This window comes from Saccharothrix sp. (genome assembly GCF_031180885.1).
Lineage (GTDB): Bacteria > Actinomycetota > Actinomycetes > Mycobacteriales > Pseudonocardiaceae > Actinosynnema.
Genome location: NZ_JAPSLK010000031.1, coordinates 21,631 through 45,773 on the forward strand (window position 1 = coordinate 21,631; position 24,143 = coordinate 45,773).

Annotated in this window: 25 protein-coding genes and 1 riboswitch; of the genes, 8 read left to right on the forward strand and 17 right to left on the reverse strand. The window is 72.1% G+C overall.

From position 1 onward, the window contains the following. Positions 1-7: 7 nt before the first annotated feature. From RIN75_RS28195 to RIN75_RS28205, 3 genes are read right to left on the reverse strand one after another with little or no spacing between them, the layout of a single operon-like run. A complete protein-coding gene (locus tag RIN75_RS28195; protein WP_309115117.1) occupies positions 8-850 on the reverse strand; it encodes a transglutaminase family protein in 843 nt (280 codons plus the stop codon). Positions 851-852: 2 nt separating this feature from the next. Beyond that, positions 853-1,797, reverse strand: coding sequence for an alpha-E domain-containing protein (locus tag RIN75_RS28200; protein ID WP_309115060.1), 945 nt, complete (start codon positions 1,795-1,797; stop codon positions 853-855). Beyond that, the gene (locus RIN75_RS28205) at positions 1,797-3,443 is read right to left on the reverse strand and encodes a circularly permuted type 2 ATP-grasp protein (RefSeq protein ID WP_309115061.1); all 1,647 of its coding nucleotides are present in this window, start codon (positions 3,441-3,443) and stop codon (positions 1,797-1,799) included. Before RIN75_RS28205 ends, RIN75_RS28200 begins: the two co-directional genes overlap by 1 nt. A 122-nt stretch (positions 3,444-3,565) precedes the next feature. Here RIN75_RS28205 and RIN75_RS28210 point away from each other — a divergent pair, with 122 nt between their 5' ends. Then, positions 3,566-4,162, forward strand: a complete 597-nt coding sequence (locus RIN75_RS28210; protein ID WP_309115062.1) for a methyltransferase domain-containing protein — start codon at positions 3,566-3,568, stop codon at positions 4,160-4,162. Here RIN75_RS28210 and RIN75_RS28215 read toward each other — a convergent pair. Both RIN75_RS28215 and RIN75_RS28220 read right to left on the reverse strand, forming a co-directional pair. After that, a complete protein-coding gene (locus tag RIN75_RS28215) occupies positions 4,139-4,507 on the reverse strand; it encodes a VOC family protein (protein ID WP_309115118.1) in 369 nt (122 codons plus the stop codon). The genes RIN75_RS28210 and RIN75_RS28215 overlap by 24 nt on opposite strands. Positions 4,508-4,774: 267 nt before the next feature. After that, positions 4,775-5,866 (reverse strand): winged helix DNA-binding domain-containing protein, encoded by a 1,092-nt coding sequence (locus RIN75_RS28220; RefSeq protein WP_309115063.1) that lies wholly within the window; start codon positions 5,864-5,866, stop codon positions 4,775-4,777. A gap of 120 nt (positions 5,867-5,986) precedes the next feature. Between RIN75_RS28220 and RIN75_RS28225 the strand changes: the two genes are divergently transcribed. The 3 genes from RIN75_RS28225 to RIN75_RS28235 all read left to right on the forward strand — a co-directional run bounded on the left by RIN75_RS28225 (position 5,987) and on the right by RIN75_RS28235 (position 8,175). Beyond that, positions 5,987-6,910: an SPFH domain-containing protein gene (locus RIN75_RS28225; protein ID WP_309115064.1), complete on the forward strand. Its 924-nt coding sequence runs from the start codon at positions 5,987-5,989 to the stop codon at positions 6,908-6,910. Between the two features lies 1 nt (position 6,911). Beyond that, complete coding sequence (locus tag RIN75_RS28230; protein ID WP_309115065.1) at positions 6,912-7,166, forward strand: hypothetical protein; 255 nt, start codon at positions 6,912-6,914, stop codon at positions 7,164-7,166. A gap of 229 nt (positions 7,167-7,395) precedes the next feature. Beyond that, positions 7,396-8,175, forward strand: a complete 780-nt coding sequence (locus RIN75_RS28235) for a VOC family protein (protein WP_309115066.1) — start codon at positions 7,396-7,398, stop codon at positions 8,173-8,175. Here RIN75_RS28235 and RIN75_RS28240 read toward each other — a convergent pair. Next, positions 8,144-8,944, reverse strand: a complete 801-nt coding sequence (locus RIN75_RS28240) for a TSUP family transporter (RefSeq protein WP_309115067.1) — start codon at positions 8,942-8,944, stop codon at positions 8,144-8,146. The genes RIN75_RS28235 and RIN75_RS28240 overlap by 32 nt on opposite strands. Before the next feature lie 216 nt (positions 8,945-9,160). Here RIN75_RS28240 and rpsT point away from each other — a divergent pair, with 216 nt between their 5' ends. Further along, on the forward strand, positions 9,161-9,421 hold the full coding sequence (gene rpsT, locus RIN75_RS28245; RefSeq protein WP_121222256.1) for a 30S ribosomal protein S20: 261 nt from the start codon (positions 9,161-9,163) through the stop codon (positions 9,419-9,421). A gap of 378 nt (positions 9,422-9,799) precedes the next feature. Here the strand turns inward: rpsT and holA are convergent, their stop codons facing one another. Next, positions 9,800-10,780, reverse strand: a complete 981-nt coding sequence (gene holA, locus RIN75_RS28250) for a DNA polymerase III subunit delta (RefSeq protein ID WP_309115068.1) — start codon at positions 10,778-10,780, stop codon at positions 9,800-9,802. Between the two features lie 97 nt (positions 10,781-10,877). After that, a riboswitch (SAM riboswitch) is annotated at positions 10,878-10,995 on the forward strand. Positions 10,996-11,006: 11 nt separating this feature from the next. Between holA and thrC the strand changes: the two genes are divergently transcribed. After that, on the forward strand, positions 11,007-12,269 hold the full coding sequence (gene thrC / locus RIN75_RS28255) for a threonine synthase (protein ID WP_309115069.1): 1,263 nt from the start codon (positions 11,007-11,009) through the stop codon (positions 12,267-12,269). Positions 12,270-12,565: 296 nt separating this feature from the next. Here the strand turns inward: thrC and RIN75_RS28260 are convergent, their stop codons facing one another. The 10 genes from RIN75_RS28260 to RIN75_RS28305 all read right to left on the reverse strand — a co-directional run bounded on the left by RIN75_RS28260 (position 12,566) and on the right by RIN75_RS28305 (position 21,408). Next, positions 12,566-13,021 (reverse strand): hypothetical protein, encoded by a 456-nt coding sequence (locus RIN75_RS28260; RefSeq protein WP_309115070.1) that lies wholly within the window; start codon positions 13,019-13,021, stop codon positions 12,566-12,568. Positions 13,022-13,033: 12 nt separating this feature from the next. After that, complete coding sequence (locus RIN75_RS28265; protein ID WP_309115071.1) at positions 13,034-15,325, reverse strand: DNA internalization-related competence protein ComEC/Rec2; 2,292 nt, start codon at positions 15,323-15,325, stop codon at positions 13,034-13,036. A gap of 203 nt (positions 15,326-15,528) precedes the next feature. Beyond that, positions 15,529-16,239, reverse strand: a complete 711-nt coding sequence (locus RIN75_RS28270; RefSeq protein ID WP_309115072.1) for a ComEA family DNA-binding protein — start codon at positions 16,237-16,239, stop codon at positions 15,529-15,531. 86 nt (positions 16,240-16,325) lie between these two features. Next, a complete protein-coding gene (locus tag RIN75_RS28275) occupies positions 16,326-17,168 on the reverse strand; it encodes a DegV family protein (RefSeq protein ID WP_309115073.1) in 843 nt (280 codons plus the stop codon). Between the two features lie 11 nt (positions 17,169-17,179). After that, positions 17,180-17,911, reverse strand: a complete 732-nt coding sequence (gene octT / locus RIN75_RS28280; RefSeq protein WP_309115074.1) for a diglucosylglycerate octanoyltransferase — start codon at positions 17,909-17,911, stop codon at positions 17,180-17,182. Further along, positions 17,908-18,522 (reverse strand): histidine phosphatase family protein, encoded by a 615-nt coding sequence (locus RIN75_RS28285; RefSeq protein WP_309115075.1) that lies wholly within the window; start codon positions 18,520-18,522, stop codon positions 17,908-17,910. The genes octT and RIN75_RS28285 overlap by 4 nt, the downstream gene beginning before the upstream one ends. Beyond that, on the reverse strand, positions 18,519-18,911 hold the full coding sequence (gene rsfS, locus RIN75_RS28290) for a ribosome silencing factor (RefSeq protein WP_121222264.1): 393 nt from the start codon (positions 18,909-18,911) through the stop codon (positions 18,519-18,521). Before rsfS ends, RIN75_RS28285 begins: the two co-directional genes overlap by 4 nt. A gap of 70 nt (positions 18,912-18,981) precedes the next feature. After that, positions 18,982-19,575, reverse strand: a complete 594-nt coding sequence (gene nadD, locus RIN75_RS28295) for a nicotinate-nucleotide adenylyltransferase (protein WP_309115076.1) — start codon at positions 19,573-19,575, stop codon at positions 18,982-18,984. A 228-nt stretch (positions 19,576-19,803) separates the two neighbouring features. Then, on the reverse strand, positions 19,804-20,022 hold the full coding sequence (locus RIN75_RS28300; protein ID WP_309115077.1) for a ferredoxin: 219 nt from the start codon (positions 20,020-20,022) through the stop codon (positions 19,804-19,806). Positions 20,023-20,142: 120 nt separating this feature from the next. Further along, entirely contained in the window at positions 20,143-21,408 is a 1,266-nt protein-coding gene (locus RIN75_RS28305) for a glutamate-5-semialdehyde dehydrogenase (RefSeq protein ID WP_309115078.1), read from the reverse strand. A gap of 99 nt (positions 21,409-21,507) precedes the next feature. Here RIN75_RS28305 and RIN75_RS28310 point away from each other — a divergent pair, with 99 nt between their 5' ends. Next, positions 21,508-23,601 (forward strand): RecQ family ATP-dependent DNA helicase, encoded by a 2,094-nt coding sequence (locus RIN75_RS28310; protein ID WP_309115119.1) that lies wholly within the window; start codon positions 21,508-21,510, stop codon positions 23,599-23,601. Then, a complete protein-coding gene (locus RIN75_RS28315) occupies positions 23,601-24,125 on the forward strand; it encodes a GNAT family protein (protein WP_309115079.1) in 525 nt (174 codons plus the stop codon). Before RIN75_RS28310 ends, RIN75_RS28315 begins: the two co-directional genes overlap by 1 nt. Positions 24,126-24,143: the final 18 nt, after the last annotated feature.

The window sequence follows — 24,143 nt, forward strand, 5'->3', positions numbered from 1 at the left end:
CCGCAGGTCAGGCCAGCCGGGTGACCTCCACCGTGACCTCCAGCGCGGACGCCGCCCCGCCCGAGTAGATGCCCTTGAGCGGGGCGACGTCGGCGTAGTCGCGCCCGTGCGCCAGCCAGATGTGCCGGGGTCCGACGGGGATCGCGTTGGTCGGGTCGTACCCCCACCACCCGCCGGTCCACGCCTCGATCCACGCGTGGCTCTCCCCGCGCACCGTCTCGCGCACCGCCCCGTCCGGCTTGGTGTGCAGGTACCCCGACACGTACCGGGCCGGCACGCCCATCGCCCGCAGCAGCACCAGGCTCAGGTGGGCGAAGTCCTGGCACACCCCTTCCCGGGCCTGCCAGGCGTCCACCGCCGAGCTGTGCACCCCGGTGGTACCGGACTGGTACCGCAGCTGCTCGTGCACCCAGTTGCAGGCGGCCAGCACGGCTTCCGCCGGCGCCAACCCCTTCCGCAGCCCCCGCGCGACCGCGGACAGCTCCCGGTCCCGGGGCACGTACCGCGTCCAGTCCAGGAACTCGGTGTACCGGTCCACCAGCGAGTCGGCCCGCAGGTCGGCCCACGAGGCCGTCCGCACCGGCTCCTCCTCCGCCCCGGTCTCCACCACCGACGACGCCACGACCTTCAGCTCCACGTGCGGCGCGTGCAGGTCGAACGACGTCACCTCGGTCCCCCAGTAGTCGGTGTACCGGTAGGCCCGCGTGGCCGGGGTCGTCTCGACCCGGCTGACCACCACGTTCTGCCGCCGGTCCGCCCGGGGCGTCATCCGGGCCTCGTTGAACGACTGCGTCACCGGCTGCTCGTACCGGTACCCGGTCGTGTGCACCACCCGCACCCGCCACGACACGCTCACACCACCTCCGCGTTCGTCCACGCGACCCAAGGCGCGGTGTGGAAGTACTGCAACGACACGGCCTCGCCCACGTCCCGAACGGTCGCCTGCAACGCCTTCAACCGCCGGGGCAGGTCGTCCAGCAGGTCGTGGGGCCGCAGGAACTCCAGGTCGCTGCGCGCCCGCCCCAACAGCCGCAACGCCTCCGCCCGCGCTCCGACCCGCACCGACGGCTGGTGGTCCAACTGCTCCAGACACGCTTCGGCCTGCCGCAACGCGTGGAACACCGACCTGGGGAACAGCCGGTCCAACAGCAGGAACTGCACCACCCGCGTAGCGTCCAAAGCCCCGCGATAGGTCCGCAGGTACGTGTCGTGCGCACCCGCCGAGCGCAGCACGGTCACCCACCCCGGCGAGGACGCCTTGTCCCCCACCCGCGCCAGCAGCAGCCGCACGATCATGTCCACCCGCTCCACCGAGCGCCCCAGCACCAGGAACCGCCACCCGTCGTCCCGGCTCATGGTCGAGTCGGCCAGCCCGGCGAACATCGCCGCCCGCTCCTCCACGAACGCGAAGAACGCGTGCGGCCCCAGGGTTCGCGCGTAGGCCTGCCGCTCCTCGACCGCGTTGTACATCGCGTTGAGGCACTCCCACATCTCCGCGGACACCACCTCGCGCGCGCCCCGCGTGTTCTCCCGCGCACTGGTCACCGAGGCGACGATGGACGCCGGGTTGTCCGGCGCATAAGCCACCAGTTCGGTCAGCGACCACACGTCGAACGAGGCGTCCCGGGGCGCGTCGATGCCCAGCACCGACAGCAACCCCCGGCTCGCCGCGTCCGGGTCGACGGTCGCGTCCTCCAGCAGTTGGTGCACGGTCACGTCGAGGATGCGCGCGGTGTCGTCGGCGCGTTCGACGTACCGGCCGATCCAGTACAGCGACTCGGCGTTGCGGGCCAGCATCACGCGTCCCTCCCCGACTGCTGCTGTTGCTGTTGTTGCTGTTGCGAGACGGTCAGCTCGGGACCCTGCTCGGCGGCGGGCGAGTCCATGGTGGATCGCTCAACCAGACCCGGCTCGGCCAACTCGCGGTCCACAGTGGACGATCGTGGCGCGAGCACCCAGGTGTCCTTGGAACCGCCGCCCTGCGAGGAGTTCACCACCAGGCTGCCCTCGGGCAGCGCGACCCGGGTCAGGCCGCCGGGCAGCACGAAGATGAAGTTGCCGTCGTTGACCGCGAACGGCCGCAGGTCCACGTGCCGGGGCACCAGCCGGTCCCCGACCTTCGTCGGCACGGTCGACAGCTGCACCACCGGCTGCGCGATCCACCCGCGCGGGTTCCCCCGGATCCGCCGCTTCAAGGAGGTCAGCTCACGCGGTGAAGCCTGCGGTCCGAACACGATCCCGTACCCGCCGGACCCCTCGACCGGCTTGACCACCAGCTCGTCCAGGTGGTCCAGCACGTGCGCGCGTTCCTCGGGCAGCCAGCAGCGGAACGTGTCCACGTTGGGCAGCAGCGGTTTCTCGCCCAGGTAGTACTGCACGATCTCGGGCAGGTAGGTGTAGACGAGCTTGTCGTCGGCCACGCCGTTGCCGACCGCGTTGGCGATGACGACGTTGCCCGCGCGGGCCGCGTTGATCAGGCCCGCCACGCCCAGCACCGAGTCCGGCCGGAACTGCACCGGGTCCAGGAAGTCGTCGTCGATGCGCCGGTAGATCACGTCCACCTGCCGCTCGCCCTCGGTGGTGCGAAGGTAGACGACGTTGTCGCGGCAGAACAGGTCCCGGCCCTCGACCAGCTCCACGCCCATCTGCCGGGCCAGCAGCGAGTGCTCGAAATACGCCGAGTTGGCCACGCCGGGCGTGAGCACGACGACGTTCGGGTCGGCCACGTTGGGCGCGGCGGCGTTGCGCAGGGACCGCAGCAGGTGCACGGCGTAGTCGCCGACGGACCGGACGCGGTGCCGGGCGAACAGGTCCGGGAAGACCCGCGCCATCGTGCGCCGGTTCTCCATCACGTAGGAGACCCCGGACGGGCAGCGCAGGTTGTCCTCCAGCACGCGGAACACGCCGGCCTCGTCGCGCACCAGGTCCACGCCGGCGACGTGGATGCGCACCCCGTTGGGCGGGTTGACCCGCGCGGCCTCGCGGTGGAAGTGCTCGCACGAGGTGATCAGCCGGCGCGGCAGGACGCCGTCGCGCACGATCTGGGCGTCGCCGTAGATGTCGGCCAGGAACATCTCCAGCGCCCGCACCCGCTGCACGATCCCGCGCTCCAGCTTGGCCCACTCGGACGCGGTGATCACCCGCGGGATCAGGTCCAGCGGGAACGGCCGCTCCTGGCCGGACAGCGAGAACGTGATGCCCTGGTCGACGAACGCCCGGTCCAGGGCCTCCGCGCGGGCGGTCAGCTCGGCCACCCGGGACGGCGCGATCGACTCGTACAGCGCGCGGTAGGCCGAGCGCACCGACGAGTCGTCGCCGAACATCTCGTCGTAGGCGCCGGCGTGCGGGCGGTGCGGGTCGAGGTAGCCGTCGAACAGCTCCCCGAGACGCGCGACCGCTCGGGCAGGGGTCCGGCGCAGGCTGGACGTGCGGCTCGTCGTCATGGTCCACATCTTGACTGCGCAAACATCCGACGTCACTACCCCGAACCCGACAGAAACGCCCCGGAAACAACTTCAGGGCGATCCCCGATGCCGTCTCGTTTCGCCGCGCGGACCCTGGAGGCATGGCGACGAGGCTGATGAAGGCGTTCGACGCGGCGTTCGGCCACCCGCGCGGCAAGGTGGGCGAGCTGGGCGGCCGGGTCATGGCGAAGGTCAACGCGAAGGTCGAGGCCCACGTGGTCGAGGTCGCGAACCCGGCCGCGAACGAGACGGTGCTGGTCGTCGGTCCGGGGCCGGGTGTGGGGCTGCGGCTGGCGGCGGAACGGGCGTTCAAGGCGATCGGCGTGGACCCGTCGCGGGTCATGCTGGACGAGGCGCGGGAGCGGTGCGCGGACCTCATCGCGGCCGACCGGGTCGAGCTGCGCGAGGGCACGGCGGCGCGCACCGGGCAGGAGCCGTCGTCGGTGGACGTCGTGGTGTCGGTGAACAACGTCCAGCTGTGGGACAACCGGCCGGCCGCGTTCCACGAGCTGTTCCGGGTGCTCAAGCCGGGTGGCCGGCTGGTCGTGTCGGTGCACCGGATGGTGCTGGACGTGTCCGAGTTCGAGCTGGTCCGCGAGGCCGAGGCGGCGGGCTTCACCGGCGCGCGCACGACGTTGCGGCACCACGGCGGGGTCGTGCCGCCCGCGATCGAGCTACTCGCGGACGTCCCGGCGTAGCGGGTGCGCGGCGGGGACCTCGACCAGCACGATCCGCAGCCCGTCGGGGTCCTCGATCCACATCTCGTCGAGCCCCCACGGCTCCCGACGCGGCTCGCGGACCACGTGCTCGGCGAGTTCTCCGGCGGCTTCGCGCAGGTCGCGGACCTGGAGCCACAGCTGGACCGCGCCGGTCGGACCGTCGTCGGACCGACCGGACACCTCCAGGAACCCGCCGCCCAGGAAGAACACCGTGCCGCCCGGGAACTCCCGGTACACGGCGAGCCCCAGCACGTCCCGGTAGAACGCCCGCGCCCGCTCCGGGTCGCGGGACCGCACCAACACCCGGCTGCCCAGCACCTCCACGCGTGCCACCCGATCACGCCACGGCGATCGCCGCCACTCCGGCGACCACGATCACCGCACCGGACAGCCGCCGAACGGGGTCGGGCTCGCCCAGCACCAGCACCCACCACGACCGCCGCCGCGCCGGCCAGCCCCAGCGGGTGCGGGCGTTCCCCGATCACCGCCACAACCAGCACGACCGGCGCCGCGCACGCGGCAACCGGGTCCTGGCTCGGCGTGCGGATGATGATCCCCATAACCATCAGGACGCTCACCGCCCGCCGAGGTTCAGCACACGAGCCGGACGTCGTGCTTGGGCACGTCGTGCGCCAGGAACTCCAGCAGCGCCGCACCCTCCCGCTCCAGTTCGTCCACAGTGGACAGCCGGTGGAACGGCCGCAGCTCCAGGGTCGCGACCTCCTTGGTGCGCTCGACCCGCCAGTCCCCCGCGGTCACACCGTCCACCAGGAAGAACTGCGGGACCGGCCCGTGCGGGTCGTAGTCGCGCGCCTTCACGTCCGGGGTGACGACGCGGCGGCGGTCCGCGTAGGACAGCAGCAGGTTGTCGAAGTCGTACAGGAACCGCACGGGCGCTGGAGTGTCCTCGTCGGGCCGGGGCGCGTCGGGCAGGTCGAACAACTCCTGGCCGTCCTCGTCGAGCAGCCGGACCAGCGGCAGCCGTTCGACCACCTCGCGCAGCCGGGTCAGGCCGGACCACGTCTGGACGTCCTTCACCGTCGCCGGGCCGAACGCGGCGAGGTAGCGCAGCACCATGTCCTCCACGGACGGGTGCTCGGTGACGCCCTCCCCCAGCCACTCCTCGACACTGGTGTGCGCGATGGTGCCGCTGCGACCCCACAGGCCGCGCGGCGGCACCTGCACCAGCGGCACCTGGCAGCGGATGGCGTAGGCCAGCGCGGACGGCGCGCGGTCGGGCCACCGCTCGTGAAGCAGCGCGCCGAGTTCCTTGTTGGTGCGGGGTTTCTCGGCGAGCAGGGCGCGGCCGGCGGCGACCACGGCGTCCACGTCGAGGCCGCGCATGTCCGGGCCATGGGTGAAGTTGCGGAACAGGTCGCGGTCGAGCACGGGCTGGACGAGCGGGCGCAGCGCGAGGGCGTCGGACGCCGTCACCAGGTGGATCGTGGAGCGCATCACGGCGATGCGGACCAGCGTGCGGTCGACGAGCAGGTCGGCGGCGTCCTCGGGGCGGAAGTCCGCGATCCGCGACCACAGACCGGTGTACCAGGTGTGCGGGGTCTGGGCCTGGAGCCCTACGAGGTGCGCGACGACCTCGGGCACCGGCCGCGCGGTGCGCTCCAGCAGGAACTGCCGGGCCAGCGTGGCGCGGTTGACGGCTCGACGGCTCAGAACCTCGGTCATACGCCCACGGTAGATGGCATTGCGGACAGGTTCGGTCCTCATGCGTTACCCGGCTTGGCACCGCCCGGGAAAAAGTGATATCACTTTGCTAAGCAAGCGATAGACCGTGAGGGGTGCGAGATGGATACGTCGACCGATGTGAGCGTCCGGATGCCGGCGCCGGCCGTGCGGGAGCGCGAGGCGTCCGAGGTCTCGGGGTGGACCATGCTGCTGGTGGCGGTGGCCCTGACGCTGGCCGGCGCGGCCGTGGTCGTGCTGGGCTTCCTGCCCGTCACGGACGGCCCGAACGCGCCGGTGATCGTGACCGGCGTGATCTTGACCGGGGCCGGCCTGGTGACCGGCAGCGGCCTGTTCACCGTCGCGCCCGGCGAGGCGCGGGTGCTCCAGTTCCTGGGCCGGTACACCGGCACGGTGCGGCGGGACGGCCTGCGCTGGGCCAACCCGTTCACCACGAAGGTCCGGGTGTCCACCCGCATCCGCAACCACGAGACGGCGACGCTGAAGGTCAACGACGCCGACGGCAACCCGATCGAGATCGCCGCCGTCGTGGTGTGGCAGGTCGACGACACGGCCCGGGCCAAGTTCGAGGTGGACGACTTCGTCCGGTTCGTCGGCATCCAGACCGAGACCGCCGTGCGGCACATCGCCACCAGCTACCCGTACGACAGCCACGACGACGCGAGCCTGTCGCTGCGGGAGAACGCCGACGAGATCACCGAGACGCTGTCGGTCGAGATCGCGGCCCGGGTGCAGGCGGCGGGCGTGAAGGTGATCGAGTCCCGGCTGACGCACCTGGCCTACGCTCCGGAGATCGCGCAGGCGATGCTCCAGCGCCAGCAGGCGGGTGCGGTGGTCGCGGCGCGGCAGCGGATCGTGGAGGGCGCGGTCGGCATGGTGGAGCTGGCGCTGGCCCGGCTCGCCGAGCAGGACGTGGTGGAACTGGACGAGGAGCGCAAGGCGGCCATGGTGTCGAATCTGCTGGTGGTGTTGTGCGGTGACCGGTCGACGCAACCCGTCGTGAACGCCGGGTCGCTGTACCACTGACGTGGCCGAGCGCAAGAGCGTCCTGCTCCGCCTGGACCCGGCCGTGCACGACGCGCTGACCAGGTGGGCCAACGACGAACTGCGCAGCACCAACGCGCAGATCGAGTTCCTCCTCCGCCGCGCCCTGGCGGAGGCGGGACGGGCCCCCTCCGGCGCGGCGGCGCCACCGAAGCGGGGCAGGCCGCGCAAACCTCGCGACGACGTGACCGGCGAGACCGGCAAGACGGACAAGACCGACGGACAAGATCCCGGGTGATCACCACCCACCAAGACCCGGCCGTGCACTCAGGGGGAGGCACGGCCGGGCCTTCCGCCTGACCACCGCCAGTCGTCGGAGATCAGGTGGTCTCGCCTCCTGATCAGGTGGTCTCGTCGTCGGCGATCAGGCGGTCTCGTCATCGGGATCAGGTTGTCGGGATGCGCGCTCCGCCCGTCGTCCCGTGATCAACTCGCGGGTCCGGGTGCGCGGTGCAACCGTTGTCGGGGTGAGCGAGCTGAGCACCCCGTACGCGCCGGGCACGCCCGCGTGGGTGGACATGATGACCACCGACCGCGTGGCCACCATGGACTTCTACGGCGGCCTGTTCGGCTGGGACTTCGAGATCGGCGGCCCCGAGACCGGCTACTACACGATGGCGCTGGTGCGCGGGAAACCGGTCGCGGGCTTCGGCGAGATGCCGCGCGACGTGATGTTCCCGGTGGTCTGGACGACCTACCTGGCCACCGACGACCTGGACGAGTCGATCGAGCTGATCGGCGCGAACGGCGGCAAGGTCCTGGTGCCGGAGTTCGACACCGGCGGACCGGGGCGCGGCGCGGTCGCCGTGGACCCGAGCGGTGCCGCGTTCGGGTTGTGGGAGGCGGGGACGCACATCGGCGCGTACGTCGTGAACGAGCCCGGCACGGTGATCTGGAACGAACTGGCCACCCGCGACGCCTTCAGCGCGGCCGAGTTCTACCAGCAGGTGTTCGGCCTGGGCCTGGACCCGCTGCCGGACTTCCCGTACACGCAACTCAAGGCCGACGGCCGGGTCGTGGGCGGGATCTTCGGGATGGCGGCCGACATCCCGGCCGAGATCCCGCCGCACTGGATGACCTACTTCGCGGTGACCAGCCTGGAAGCGGCGGTCGACAGGGCGCGGGAACTGGGCGGCATCCCGGTCGGGGACGTGGCCGAGTCCCGGTTCGGCCGGTTCACCACCGTCGGCGACCCGATGGGCGCGACCTTCAAGGTCATCCAAGCGCCGCCTTCCACCCCAGACTGACCACCAGCGCCACGACCACGGTCAGGAACACCCGCCGAACGAACGCCGACCCGCGCCGCACCGCGAGCCGAGCCCCGAACACCGACCCGGCGACGTTGCACGCGGCCAACACCAGCCCAAGCCCCCACAGCACCTTCCCAGCCGGGATGAAGTACATCAACGCGCCCAAATTCGTGGCGACGTTCACGATCTTCGCCGTAGCCGAGGCCCGCAGAAACGCGAACCCCACCACCCCCACCAGCAAGAACACCAGGAACGCCCCGGTACCCGGCCCCGCCAGCCCGTCGTAGAACCCGATCACCGCCCCACCCAGCGCCATGACGCCGATCTGCGCGACCCGCTTGAACCGAGGCGTCTCCGCAACCCCCAACTCAGGCTTGCGCCACGTGTAAAGCCCCACCCCGACCAGCGCGACCAGGACCACACCGTTCAACACCCCGGGCGCCAACGCCCCAGCGAACGCCGCACCCCCAACCGCCCCACCGAACGCCGCAAACGCCATCGGCAAGGCCGCCCACCAGTCAATGGTCGTCTGCCGCGCATAAGTAGTAACCGCCGACGCAGTCCCCACCACAGCGGCCACCTTGTTCGTGGCCAACGCGTACAACGGCTGCCCACCAGGCGCGATGAGCAACAAGGCGGGCAGTTGGATCAACCCACCTCCGCCCACCACGGCGTCCACAGCCCCCGCGAGGGCAGCCGCAAGACAGAGGAACAGCAACCCGGCGACGGTGATCTCCCCGAACCCCGGCCAATCGAGTGCGCTCATCACCCGATCAGCTTAACGGGACACCCGTACTGTTTTTCCCACCGTGGCCACGCCCACACCCAACCGCCCTGGTTGGGAGGGCGGCACCGCCCCCTGTTAACCTAGTCAGCCGTACCGCGCGGCATTCCGCTGTGGAGGAAGACCGCCCTCGAGAGGGGGCGGAGCCGACGACAAGCGCGGTGCGACTCCGAACTCGAAGGAAAAGGTGGCTTTCGCGTGGCGAACATCAAGTCCCAGATGAAGCGGATCAAGACGAACGAGAAGGCGCGCCTGCGCAACAAGGCCGTCAAGTCGTCCCTCAAGACCGCCATCCGCAAGTTCCGTGAGGCCGCCGAGGCCGGCGACAAGGACAAGGCCATCGCCTTGGCCCGCGAGGCCTCCCGCAAGCTGGACAAGGCCGTCACCAAGGGCGTGATCCACGCCAACCAGGCCGCCAACAAGAAGTCGGCCCTGGCGAAGCGCGCCAACCAGATCTGACGGCCCGGGCCTCCAGCCCAGCCGCACTCCCGAAGCGCCGCCCCACAACCGGGGGCGGCGCTTCGCGTTTGTCACCCACCCAGGCGCCCTTCCCTCAGCCTGAGGACACCCAGCCCCACCCACTACTCAGCGCCACCATCCAGCGCCCCACTCACCGCACAGCACCCACCGGCCCACAGTCCACTCCGCCCCACCAGCCCGCGGCCCGCCAGTCCACTCCGGCTCACCGGCCCGTTCCGGCCGGCCGCAACCACCGCGCCCGCCAGCCCAGCACCCGCCGACCTAACGCCCGCAAGCCCACGGCCAGCCCAGCGTCGGCCGACCCAACGCCCGCCTGCCCAGCGTCGGCCGGCCCAGCGTCGGCCATCCGGTATCCGGTCAGCGGCGGCCGTGGGCAGCGACGATCTTCAAGACCGCCCGTTCCAGCGCGTAGCCCGAGTCCGCCGCGACACCCTTCACGTCCGCGTTCAGGTCCGCGACCACCGACATCGCCGCCGCCAGCCCGGCCCCGTCCCAGCCCCGCGCCTGCCCCTGCGCCTTCTTCACCTTCCACGGCGGCATGCCCAGCTCACCCGCCAGCTTGAACGGGTCACCCCGACCCACCGCCGACACCCGCGCGATGGTCCGCACCGCGTCCGCCAGCGCGTCGGCGACCAGGACGTGCGGCACACCGAGGTGGATCGCCCACCGCAACGCCTCCAGCGCCCCCGCCCGGTCGCCCATGACCGCCTTCTCCGCCACCGCGAACCCGGTCACCTCGGCCCGGCCCCGGTGGTAGCGGTGGACGGCCTCCACGTCCACCTTGCCGCCGGTGTCCGCGACGAGCTGCGACGCCGCCGCCGCCAGCTCCCGAAGGTCGGACCCGACCGCATCGATGAGCGCACCGACCGCCTCCGGGTCGGCCTTGCCGCCCGCCGTGCGGATCTCGTTGCGGACGAACGCCTCGCGGTCGGCGGCCTTGGTGATCTTGGGGCACTCGATCACCTCGGCCCCGGCCTTGCGCAAAGCCGTAGGTAGTTCCTTCGCCACTTTGCTGCGCCCGCCGCCCGTGTGGACGACCACCAGGGTCACCCCGTCCGCCGGCGACTTCGCGTACGCGAGGACCGCGTCCGCGATCTCCTTGCCGGCGTCCTGCGCACCCTCCAGAGCGATCACGCGACCCTCCGCGAACAGCGACGGGCTCACCAGTTCGGCCAGCTCAGGAGGGGTGAGGTCGGTCACCTTCACGCGGGTCAGGTCGGCCTGCGGATCGACCCGGCGGGCCGCGGCCAGCGCCCTGCGGACAGCACGCTCGACCAGCAACTCCTCCTCGCCGACCACCAGTTGCACGGGGGCCGGGGCGACTGCGGACGCGCTCACGGACCCGATCCTCCCACGCCGCCGTCGCCGTCCGGATGGTGGACGGATCTGGCTGAAGCTCGGGACGGTGTCGTAAGTTGAGGGCACAACCGAATACCGCTCATCCAGAGGGGCAGAGGGATCGGCCCGAAGAAGCCCCGGCAACCCGTCGTTGCAGTGCTGCGCACTGCCGACCACGGTGCCAATTCCGACCCGCCTCGCGGGAAAGATGAGGAGAAACCTCGCGATGACCGCTGTCAGTGTGCCCTCGACCGCCACCTCCTTCGACCTCGGCCCGGCCCGTGCCCTGTCGTGTCGCGAGTGCGGTCACGAGACCCCGCTCGCCCCGGAATACGCCTGTCTCGAGTGTTTCGGGCCGCTGGAAGTCGCCTACGACTTCGGCCGCGTCCGCCGCGAGGACATCGAGGCGGGCCCCCGGTCGATCTGGCGCTACCGCGGCCTGCTCCCCGTGCCCTCGGACGTCGAGTCGCACCCCAACACCAACCCCGGCCACACCCGCCTGGTCGAGGCCGACAACCTCGCCAAGGCCCTGGGTGTCCGGAAGGTCTGGGTCAAGGACGACACCGGCAACCCCACCCACTCGTTCAAGGACCGCGTCGTCGGCGTCGCCTTGGCGGCGGCCCGCGAGCTGGGCTTCAAGGTCCTCGCCTGCCCCTCCACCGGCAACCTCGCGAACGCCGTCGCCGCCGCCGCGGCCCGTGCGGGCTGGCAGTCGGTCGTGCTCGTCCCCTCCTCCCTCGAGCGCGCCAAGATCCTCATGACCGCCGTCTACGACGGCAACCTGATCACGGTCGACGGCAACTACGACGACGTGAACCGCCTCGCGCAGGAACTCGCCGCCGAGCACGAGGACTGGGCGTTCGTCAACGTCAACGTCCGCCCCTACTACGCCGAGGGCTCGAAGACCCTCGGCTACGAGGTGGCCGAGCAGCTGGGCTGGCGCCTGCCCGACCAGATCGTCGTCCCGATCGCGTCCGGCTCCCAGCTCACCAAGGTCGACAAGGCCTTCCGCGAACTCGGCGAGCTGGACCTGGTCGAGGCCACCCCGTACAAGGTGTTCGGCGCCCAGGCCACCGGCTGCTCCCCCGTGTCCGCCGCGTTCAAGGCAGGCCACGACGTGGTCTCCCCCGTCCGCCCGGACACCATCGCCCGCTCCCTGGCGATCGGCGCCCCCGCCGACGGCCCGTACGTGCTCGACGCGGTCCGCCGCACGGGCGGCGCGATCGAGGACGTCACCGACGAAGAGGTCGTCGAGGGCATCCGCCTGCTCGCCCGCACCGAGGGCATCTTCGCGGAGACCGCCGGCGGCGTGACCGTGGCGACCGCGAAGAAGCTCATCGAGTCCGGACAGCTCGACCCCGAGGCCGAGACCGTGCTGCTGATCACCGGCGACGGCCTCAAGACCCTGGACGCCCTCGGCGACCGCGTGGGACCGCGCGCGAACGTCCCGCCGTCGGCCGAAGCCGTCATCAACGCCCTCAAGGACTGACCGCCGAGCAAGGTCCACAGCAGACCCCGCCGTGGCTTGCGCGCCAGGGCTTTTCGACCGAAAGGCCTTGGCGCGCAAGCCAAACGCGGTCCCAGCCGGCCATCGAACGGCCAAACTGCCAACCGCACGGCCAGCCGCCCAACGCACGGCCAAACTGCCAACCGCACAGCCGGCCGCCCATCACACGGCCCAGCCGCCCATCACACAGCCCAGCCGCCCATCACACAGCCCGGCCGCCCATCACACGGCCCGGCCGCCCAACGCACGGCCCGGCCGCCCAACGCACGGCCCGACTGTCACAAGGTGAGGCGGGCGGTGCGCAGCCACCCGCTGCGCGGGAACGAGGACAGCTCCGGCATCACGTGCGGCTCCACCTCCTCGACCTCCGCACGCCAGGCGGTGACCAACTGCGGCCACGGCACCGCGGACTTGTGCCCGTTGTAACGATTGGCCCGCCAGTTCTCCGGCGGGATCGTCAGCTCGTCGTCGAACAGCGCGTCCGCGATCCGGCGATACGCGGCCTCCGGCGACTTCACCTCCGTGGTCGGGACCATCTTGGTGACCTTCGCCTTCGCCACGATGGCACGCCCGTCCCGCCCGACGTCGTCGCAGATGTAGAAGACGAAGTCGGGCCCCAACTCGTCGCGCGGCCAGGGATGGGCCACGTACCCGGGCTGCCACAGCGCCCACCCCACCTCACGCGGTTCCCAGCCGGTGTGCAGGCGGATCCAACTGTCGTTGTCGTTGCTCATGGTTTCTCCCCTTCACTTGTTGTCGATCGGGTCGCCGCGCCGGGCGACCCGCGGCCCGTCCGGGCCGGGTAGGACGGCGGTGTCGCCGTCCCGGTCGGTGCGCAGGACCAGCGCACCCTGACGTGCGAGCGAGTCGACCAGCACGCCGCTGGGGTGGCCGTAGCGGTTGCCCGCGCCAACGCTGACCAGCGCAACCTTCGGCCGCACCGCCGCGAGGAACGCCGGCGACGAGTAGCGCGACCCGTGGTGCGGCACCTTCAGCACGTCGGCCCGCAGGTCGACCGGCGCGTCGAGCAGCCCGGCCTGGCCCGCGAGTTCGACGTCCCCGGTCAACAGCACCCGCCCGGCCGGGGTCGACGCGCGCAGCACCAGCGACGCGTCGTTGACGGCCGTGTTCTCCTCCCCTCTCGGGACCACCCGCGGCCCCAGCACGTCCAGCTCCAGCCCCGGCCAGCTCAGCCGCTGCCCGGCGGCCAGCTCCACCACGCGGACACCCGCCGCCCGCGCCTGTTCCCGCACCTCCCTCCAAGCCCATCCCGGATTGCGCGACGGACCCACCGCCACCGCGCCCACACCCCGCTCCGCCAGCACCGCCGCCAACCCACCGATGTGGTCGGCGTGCAGGTGGCTGAGCACCACCAAGGGCACTTGCCGCACGCCCAGCCGCCGCAGGCACCCCAACACCGGCACCGGATCGGGCCCGGTGTCGACCAACACCGCCCGGCCGGGCTCGGCCGTCGCGAGGACGACCGCGTCGCCCTGCCCCACGTCGCACGCGACCACCGCCCAGCCGGACACCGGCCACCGCGGCGCGAACACCCCGACCGGAGCCAGCACCGCGACCAGCCCGACCACGACCGCCACGAGCAACACCCGCACCCGCCGCCACCGCAGCAGCAGGTAGCCGACCAGCACCGCGGCGGCCAACGCGGCACCGCCCGCCCAGCCCTGCGGCCACGAGACGGCCGACCCCGGCACCGCCGCCGCGTGCCGCCCGACCGCCACCAACCAGCTCGCCGCCGGACCGGCCACCTCCACCACCAGCCGCGCCAGGCCCTCGTGGACCTGGGCGACGCCGGCGGCCACCACCCCGAGCACCGTCACCGGCGCGACGACCGGCGCCACCAGCAGGTTCGCGGGCACGGCGACCAGGCTCACCTCACCCGCGAACCCCGCGATGAGCGGAGCGGTGGCGACGTGCGCCGCCGCGGGCACCGCCAGCGCCTCGGCCAGCCCGACCGGCACGCCCCGGTCGCGCAGCCACCCCGCCCACGACGGCGCCAGCAGGACCAGCGCCGCCGTGGCGACGACCGACAAGCCGAACCCGACATCGACCGCCAGCCCCGGGTCGTGGAGCACCAGCACCACCACGGACGCGGCGAGGGCGGGCAACGCCGACCGCTCCCGCCCGAGCACCAGGGCGAGCAACGCCACCGCACCCATCACCGCCGCCCGCAGCACGCTCGGCTCCGGACCGGCGAGCAGCACGAACCCGACCAGCGCGGCCATCGCCCCGACCGCACGCCCGCGGGGCCCCACGGGGAACAGCCGCAGCAGCAACAGCACCGCGCCGCACAGGATCGCCAGGTTCGCCCCGCTGACCGCGAGCAGGTGCGCCAGCCCGGCCGTGCGGAACTCCTCCACCACCCTGGACGACAACCGCGAGGTGTCGCCGACGACCAGGGCGGGCAGGAGCCCCGCCGGTTCCGGGTCGAGCGCGCCGCTCGCGTCCCGCAGGCCCGACCGGAGCGCCTCCGCCCCGCGCTGCCACACCGGTGCGGGCGTGACCTCGCGCGGCGGACCCCGGACCCGCAACAGGGCGACGGTCGGCTCACCGGGCCGGGCCGGTGCCAACGAGCCACGTGCCAGGACGCTCTGCCCGGGCAGGAGCGTCCGCCACGTCGCCGCCGGCGCCAGCACGACCACCCGGCCGCCGTCTTCGAGCGTCGCCTGGGCTCGGACCAGGTCGACCCCGCCCTGCCGCGAGCCGAACCCGCTGGTGCGCAGTCCGTGCGGCCGGTCGTCCAGCTCGAACCGGAGGGTGGTGGGCCCACCGTGCTCGGCCGCCGAACGCAGCGGGTGGTGGGCCGACGCGTGCAGCTGGAGACCGATCCAGCACGCCGCCACCGGCCCGGCCACCACGACGGCCACCGCCGTGGGCCGCACCCGGCGGAGGACCAGGCCACCGATCCCGCCGGCCGCGAGACCGATGACCACGGCCCACCACCAGGCCCACAGCAACCCGGTCAGGGCCGCCGCCCACACGGCCAGCGCCGCGGGAACCAGGTGGGCGCGAGGGCTCACGGCCCGCCGCGCCGTTCAGGGCCGTGATCGACGCCCTTGGAGCGGTGGTCGGCCCGTCGCCCGGCCAAACGCCCGACGACGGTGTGGTCAATGGACATGGGTGCCTCCAGGTGTTCGAGGGTCGGAGTACGGACGGTGTGGCGGACCCGCGTGGTGGACGGGACGGGACTCGTGGGCGGGGTTGAACCGCCCAGGTGGGGTCGTCAGAGGCGGACGAGGTCGCCGAGCCGGGCGAGCTTCGCCTCGCCGATGCCCTCTATCTCGCCGAGTTGGTCGATGGAGGTGAACGGGCCGCGTTTCAAGCGCCTCTCGACGATGCGCTGCGCTGTCACGGGCCCCACGCCGGGCAGTTGGTCGAGTTGCTCCTTCGTCGCGGTGTTGAGGTTGACGGGTTCGACGGTGGTGTCCTGGTGCTGGAGCGGGATACCGACGGCGATCTGCTCCCCGTCGGCGACCTTGCGCGCGAGGTTGAGGCCCTGGAGATCGGTGCCGGGGTGTGCACCGCCCGCCGCCTCCACGGCATCGGCCACCCGCGCGCCGCTGGGCACGGTGACCAGACCGGGCCGGGGCACCGCGCCCACCACGTTGACCACGAGCTCTTCGGGCAGGCGCGTGACCTCTGCGGCGGCCATGGGGAGCGGCGGTGGCGTCTCCGGCTCGGGCCGCTGCCACCACAGGCTGAGCGCGACCGCCAACAGCACGCCCAACAACATGCCGACCAGGACCACGCGCCGACGCGGCACGGAGCCCACCGGCAGCCGGCTCAGGAGGGCGCGCAGCCCTCCCGGTGGGTCGACGCCCGCGGACGAGGTGAAGACGACCAGCGGCTCCTCGCGAGCCCGGTGCCTGCCCTGGCTCTTCGCGATCAGGGCGCGGAGTCGCGCGGCTGAGGTTTCGGATCGGTTCTCGAACATGTGGTCGACGCTAGGCCGGATGGCGCAAGGGCCGCGACCACCGAATCCGGATCTGTGGACAACTCGGGGCCTGTGGACAACTCCGGCTACTCGTAGCCGCCGGGCAGTACCACGACGCCCAACACGCCCGGCCCGGTGTGCGCCCCGATCACCGCGCCGACCTCGGAGATCAGGCAGCCGGTCGACCCCGGCACGCGCTCGTCCAGCAGCGTTGCCAGCTCGGCGGCGCGCTCGGGAGCGGCCAAGTGGTGCACCGCGAGCCCCACCGGTCCGGTGCCGGCCGCGGCCGCCGCCAAGTCGACCAACCGGCCGATCGCGCGGCCCATCGTGCGCACCTTCTCCAGCGGCACGATCCGCCCGTCGTCCACGTGCAACAGGGGCTTGACGGCGAGAGCCGTGCCCACCAGCGCCGCCGCGGCCCCGATCCGGCCGCCCCGCCGCAGGTGGTCCAACGTCTCCACGCAGAAAAACATCTTCATCCGCTCGGCCGCACGTGCGGCCGCCGCCTCCACGCAGGCGGGATCGTCGCCGGCGGTGCACGCGGCGAGCACCGCGAACCCCAGCCCCATCCCGGTCGCCCGCGAGTCCACCACGCGGATGCGCGCCGGATCGACCTCCTCGGCCGCCAGCCGCGCCGCCTCCCACGTCCCCGACAGCTCCCGGGACAGGTGCACGGACACGATCCCGTCCACGCCCTCGTCCAGCACCTGCCGGTACACGTCGGCCAACTCGCCGGGAGTCGGCCGGGAAGTGGTCACCCGCCGGTGCTCGCCCAGGGCCGCCGCCAGCTCCTCCGGGCCGAAGTCCACGCCGTCCAGCACGCTGCGCCCGTCCACCGCCACGTGCAGCGGGACGACGCGGATGCCGTGCCGCTCCGCGAACCCTTCCGGCAGGTAAGCCGTCGAGTCGGTGACGATCGTGATGGACACGAGTGCCGAGACTACGGCTCCGCCGTGCCCGAGTGGCTGACCGCCACGGACCTGATGAGATCGGCCATGGCCGCGCCGACCAGCGCGTGCCCGTCCCAGCCCCAGTGCATGCCGTCCGGGTTGCCGCGCCGTGACCGGACGTGATCGCCGACCAGCTCGGGCACGTCCAGCAGCGGCACGTCGGCGCCCTCGGCCCATGACCGCACAGCGCGCTCCGCGGCCGGACGTCCGCTGTGCACGTTCGCGTAGGCCGGGGAGCGGTGCACGGACGGGGTCATCCCGACCGCCCGGATACCCGGCTGCAACGCGTGCACCGACCGCACGCACGAGTCCAGGTAACGCACGGTCAAGTGCGGCGGCAACGCCACCGGATACCCGCCGAGCAGGCGCGACAGGTGGGGTTGCAGCGTCCGGTAGGTCGACCGCGCGTGCCGGCGGAGCCCGTCGGGACGCAGGTAGCGCAGCCCCTGCCGCAAGAAGGTCGGCAGAGGCGACGGCAACGTGTCCATGTGCCCCACGGCGAGCACAAGGACGTCCGTGCGCGGCAACAACGACCACACGCGCGGATCACCGGTCAACGCCCACCAGGCGTCCCGCGCGGTCCACCCGAACCCGGCGACCAGCTCCGTGTGTCCGCCCAACGCCGCCGCGGCCACGTTCGGCCACAGCTGCGGGTGGTCCGCGGGCAACGGCCCCTGCGGACCGTGGAACGTCAGCGAGTCGCCGAGGACGAGCAGTCTCACCGGGTGGTTCCGGCGTTGTACGACGACAGGCGCCACGACCCGTCGCCGTGCGGGCGCCGGGTGAACACGGTCCAGTGGCAGTTGCCGATGCCGCCGAGCAGGCCCCACCGGTCCACCGGCAGGTCCAGCAGCCGCCCGGTCAACGCGCTGATCAGGCCGCCGTGCGCGCACAGCATCACGGTGCCGGCGAACTCCGCGTCGACCGCCGCCACGACCTCCAGCGCCCGTTCGGCGACCTCCACGCGGGTCTCGCCGTCGGGCGGCGCGATCGTCCCGTCCGCCCGCCAGGCCTCCAACATGCCCGGCCACTCGACCTCGATCTCGTCCGAGGTCAGGCCCTGCCACTTGCCGAGGTTGGTCTCCCGCAGCCGTTCGTCGACCCGCAGGCCGATGCCGGTGGCGGTGGTGAACACGGTGGCCGTGTCCCGCGCCCGGCGCAGGTCCGAGGCCACCACCAGCTCGGGCGCGAACCCGGCGAGCACCGGCACCGCGAACCGCGCCTGGTTCCACCCGGTTTCGGTCAACGCCGAGTCCAGGTGTCCCTGCATGCGACCGGTCGCGTTGTAGTCGGTCTCACCGTGCCGCCACAGCACGAGCCGGTTCAGGGTCATGCCTCGGCGACCTCGTCGGTCACGGCGTTCGGCCCGGCGTCGAACTCGATGCGCGGGCAGTCCTTCCACAGCCGCTCAAGGCCGTAGAAGCTGCGCTCCTCCACGTGCTGGACGTGCACGACGACGTCCACGAAGTCCAGCAGGACCCAGCGGCCTTCGCGCGCGCCCTCGCGGCGGACCGGCTTGCGGCCCGCTTCGCGCAGCTTCTCCTCGATGTTGTCCACGATCGCGCCGACCTGCCGCTCGTTGGGAGCGGACGCGATCACGAACGCGTCCGTGATCACGAGCTGGTCGGACACGTCGAGCACGATCACGTCGTGCGCCTTCTTGTCGGCTGCCGCGTTAGCGGCGACCAGCGCCAACCGTCGTGCCTCGTCGGTGGCTGCCACGTCTCTCCTCATCACCCTCGGCGGGTGCCGATACACCCGCACGAGTCAATGAGGGTACCGGCGTCCGGCGTCAGTCAAGCACCGAGTAAAGCCTGCGCTTGGAGATGTACTGAACGACACCGTCCGGCACGAGGTACCAAATGGGCAGCCCAGTGGCGTTGCGGGCGCGCACGTCGGTGGAGGAGATGGCCATCGCGGGCACCTCGATGAGCGACACCGCGCCGGGCGGCAGGTGGGTGTCGTCCAGGTCATAACCCGGTCGGGTGACGCCGATGAAGTGCGCCAGGTCGAACACGTCGTCCGCGCGCCGCCAGGACAGGATCTGCTCCAGCGCGTCGGCGCCCGTGATGAAGAACAACTCCGCGCCCGGGTAGGCCGCCTTGAGGTCGGTGAGCGTGTCGACCGTGTACGTGGGGCCACCTCGGTCGATGTCGACCCGGCTGACGGAGAACCGCGGGTTGGAGGCGGTCGCGATGACCGTCATCAGGTAGCGGTCCTCGGCGGGGCTGACCTCGCGCGCGCTCTTCTGCCACGGTTCGCCGGTGGGCACGAACACGACTTCGTCCAGGTCGAAGCGGGCCTGGACCTCGCTCGCGGCCACGAGGTGGCCGTGGTGCACCGGGTCGAAGGTGCCACCCATGACGCCGATGCGGCGGTTGGACATGAGACGTGAGCGTAGTTCGCGCGGTGCGCGGGCGGCCGTTCAAGTCCCCGTCGGCCGCCCGCGCACCTCGACTCCCCGTCCGCGGCCCTGGGGGAGGAGGCCGCCTCCGCGGAAGCGCGGCCCACCCCGAAACAGAGCCGCGCAACGGTGAAACGGACCACTTCAGCGGCTATGACGCGATCGACCGAAGATTTTTTGACTAGTTCGAGTGACGCCGGTCACGAACCGTCAGGCCGACGGGGCGACGACCGCGCCGTCCGAGCCGCGCACCAGGATCGCCTCCACGGGGCACGACTCGGCGGCTTCCACCACGACCTCGTCCGGGTCGACGGAGGGGTCGATCGGCTGGGAGACGCCGTCGAGCCGGAAGTGGTCGGGCGCGATCGCCTCGCACATCCCGCTGGCGACGCACTTGCCACCGTCGACTTGCAGCTGCCACTTCCCCATCGGGCTACCACCTCACCGCAACGGCTGATCGGACTCGACCAGTCTGCCCGTCCTGAGGCCGGCGTCACCGTCCTTTCGGGGTGCAGTTACGCCTCGATGGGTGACGAGTGGATCACTCGGTCACGACGACGGCCGGACGTGCCCCTCGCCCCACGCGACCCACTTCGACGAGGTCAGCTCGGCGAGCCCCATCGGACCGCGCGCGTGCAGCTTCTGGGTGGAGATGCCGATCTCCGCGCCCATGCCGAACTCGCCGCCGTCGGTGAATGCCGTGGAGGCGTTGACCATGACCGCCGCCGCGTCGACCCGGGCGGTGAAGCGGCGGGCCGCGGCGACGTCGCTGGTCACGATGGCTTCCGTGTGGCCGGAGCCGTGCTCGGCGATGTGCCGCACGGCCTCGTCCAGCGAGTCGACCACGCGGGCGGCGATGTCCAGGGACAGGTACTCGGTGTCCCAGTCCTCGTCGTTGGCGGCCACGACGCCCTCTTGGCGCGCGAAGGTCTCATCGCCGTGCACGGTGACTTCGTGGTCGCGCAGCGCGGCCGTGATGCGCGGGACGAACTCGTCCGCGATGGCGGCGTGCACCAGCAGGGACTCAGCGGCGTTGCACACGCTCGTGCGGCGGGTCTTGGAGTTGAGGACGATCGTCTCCGCCATGTCCAGGTCGGCGGTCGCGTCGACGTAGACGTGGCAGTTGCCGACACCGGTCTCGATGGTCGGCACGGTCGCCTGCCGCACGACCGCGTCGATCAGGCCCGCCCCGCCGCGCGGGATCACCAGGTCCACCAAGCCGCGCGCGGTGATGAGGTGGGTGACCGAGGCACGGTCGTGGCACGGCAGCAGCTGCACGGCGTCGGCGGGCAGACCGGCCGCCTCCAGGGCGTCGCGCAGGATCGCCACGAGCGCGGTGTTCGAGTGCTCGGCGGACGACGAGCCGCGCAGCAGGGCGGCGTTGCCGGACTTCAGCGCGAGACCGGCGGCGTCGACGGTGACGTTCGGGCGGGCCTCGTAGACCATGCCGACCACGCCCATCGGGACGCGGATCTGCCGCAGCTCCAGGCCGTTGGGCAGGATCGAGCCGCGCAGCACTTCGCCCACCGGGTCGGCCAGACCGGCCACCGTCTCCAGGCCCTTGGCCACGCCGTCGATGCGCTTCTCGTTCAGCGCGAGGCGGTCCAGCAGGCCCTCCGACAGGCCGGCGGCGCGGCCCGCCTCGATGTCCTTGGCGTTGGCTTCCAGGACCTCTGGCGCACGGGCGCGCAACGCGGCGGCCATCTCGTGCAGCGCGGCGTCCTTGCGCTCGCGGGTGGCCAGGACCAGGTCGTCGGCCGCGACACGGGCGCGCCGGGCGGCGGCGTGCACCTGTTCGCGCAGGTCATCAGTCACGTGAACCAGACTACGGTCACCCGTCCGTGGCTGTCGCGGAGGTTCCCGCGACCTGGAACTCCGGCACCCGCGACGCCTGGATTGTCGGTGGTCTCTGGGATGGTGTTCGGCGTGGACGAGATGGCGTTGCGCGAACTGGCCGAAGAACGGCTGCGGGCCCTGGCGGGGCCCGCCGCGGTGCTGCGCGAGGACCAGTGGACAGCCATCCGGGCGCTGGTCGCCGAGCGGCGGCGGGCGCTGGTCGTGCAGCGGACGGGGTGGGGCAAGTCAGCGGTGTACTTCATCGCCACGGCGTTGCTGCGATCGCTGGGCGAAGGTCCGACGGTGATCGTGTCGCCGCTGCTGGCGTTGATGCGCAACCAGGTCGACGCGGCGGCACGGGCGGGCGTGCACGCGGCCACCATCAACTCGGCCAACACCGACGAGTGGCACGACGTGCAGGACCGGGTGGCGGCGGGCGAAGTGGACGTCCTGCTCGTTTCGCCGGAAAGGCTGAACAACCCGGATTTCCGTGACTCCGTCCTGCCTTCGCTGACACAATCGGCAGGGCTGCTGGTGGTCGACGAGGCCCATTGCATCTCCGACTGGGGTCACGACTTCCGGCCCGACTACCGGCGGCTGCGGACGTTGCTCACAGAGCTTCCGACCGGGGTGCCGGTGCTGGCGACGACCGCGACGGCCAACGACCGGGTGGTGCGGGACGTGGCCGAGCAACTGGGGTTGGGCGCGGGTTCGGACACGCTGGTGTTGCGGGGCCCGCTGGACCGGGAGAGCCTGCGGCTGTCGGTGGTGCGGCTGCCGGGGGCGGAGGCCAGGCTGGGGTGGCTGGCCGACAGGCTCCACGAGCTGCCGGGCTCGGGGATCGTCTACACGCTGACCGTGGCCTCCGCGGACGACGTGGCGGCCTTCCTCCGGGAACGCGGGTTCGAGGTGGCGGCCTACTCGGGGCGCACGGACCCGGCGGAACGGCAGCGCGCCGAGCAGGACCTGCTGGAGAACCGCGTCAAGGCACTGGTGGCCACGTCGGCGCTGGGCATGGGGTTCGACAAGCCGGACCTGGGGTTCGTGGTGCACCTGGGCGCGCCACCCTCCCCCATCGCGTACTACCAGCAGATCGGGCGTGCGGGCCGCGGGGTGGAGCGGGCCGAGGTCCTGCTGCTGCCGGGTCCGGAGGACCGGGACATCTGGGCGTACTTCGCGTCCCTGGCGTTCCCGCCCGAACGGATCGTGCGGCAGGTGCTGGACGCGTTGGCCGACGCGGGGCGGGTGCTGTCGACGGCGGCGCTGGAGCCGTTGGTGGAGCTGTCCCGGACACGGTTGGAAGTGGTGTTGAAGGTGCTCGACGTGGACGGCGCGGTGCGGCGGGTCCGCGGCGGGTGGGAGTCGACCAGGCGGCCGTGGTCCTACGACGCGGACCGGTACTCGCGGATCGAGGCGGCGCGGCAGGTCGAGCAGCGCGCGGTGCTCGACTACCTCGCCACCGACGGCTGTCGCATGGAGTTCCTGTTGCGGCAGTTGGACGATCCGCACGCCGCGCCGTGCGGGCGGTGCGACAACTGCACCGGCCGGCGGTGGTCGGCGGAGGTGTCGTCGGCCGCGGCCGAGGCGGCGCGGGAGAAGTTGCTGCGGCCCGGGGTGTCGGTCGAGCCGCGCAAGCAGTGGCCGACCGGGATGGCGGCGGTCGGCGTGGGGTTGTCCGGGCGGATCCCGGCGGGCGAGGCCGCCGAGACCGGTCGGGCGCTGGGCCGGCTGACCGACATCGGGTGGGGCAACCGGCTGCGGTCGCTGTTGAACGAGGAGGACCAGGAGGTACCGGATGACGTTTTCGCGGCGTGCGTGAAGGTGCTGTCGGCGTGGGGCTGGAGCGAGCGGCCGGTGGGTGTCGTGGCGGTGGGGTCGCGAACACACCCGCTGCTCGTGGACAGCTTCGCGCGGCGGATCTCCTCGGTGGGGCGGCTGCCGCTGCTCGGCCGGGTGTGGCTGGGTGAGGCCATGCGCCGGGCGAACAGCGCGCAGCGGCTGGCCGGTCTCGTGCGGGCGACCGAGGCACCCGATCTGTCCACAGTGGACGGACCGGTGCTGTTGGCGGACGACCGGATCGACACCGGGTGGACCATGACGGTCGCGGCGCGGCTGCTGCGGCAGGCGGGTGCGCGGTCCGTGCTGCCGTTCGCGCTGGCGGTGACGGCCTGATGCTCACCACGGAAAGGTTGGTGCTGCGCCGTTTCCGCCCGGAGGACGCCCCGGAGTTCGCCGCGTACCGGTCGGATCCCGGTGTGGCGCGCTACCAGTCCTGGGAAACGCCGTTCCCGTTGGCGCTGGCGGAGGAGTTCGTGCGCGAGGTGGCGGGTCTGGACCCGGCCGAGCCGGGCTGGTTCCAGTACGCCGTCGAGGCGGACGGGGTGCTCGTCGGCGACGTCGGGGTGAACCTGCACGAGAACCGGCGGCAGGCCGAGATCGGCTACACGGTCGCGGCCGCGCACCAGTGCAAGGGGTACGCGTCGGAGGCGGTGCGGCGCGTGCTGGACCACCTGTTCACCGAGCGCGGCCTGCACAAGGTGTCCGCCGAGTGCGACGCGCGCAACGAGCCGTCGACGAAGTTGCTGGCACGGCTGGGTTTCCGCCGCGAGGGACACCTGGTCGAGCACACGTGGATCAAGGGTGAGTGGACCGACGACCTGCTGTTCGGGCTGCTGGCCCGGGAATGGAGGAGTTGACGACCGAACAGGGCCGTT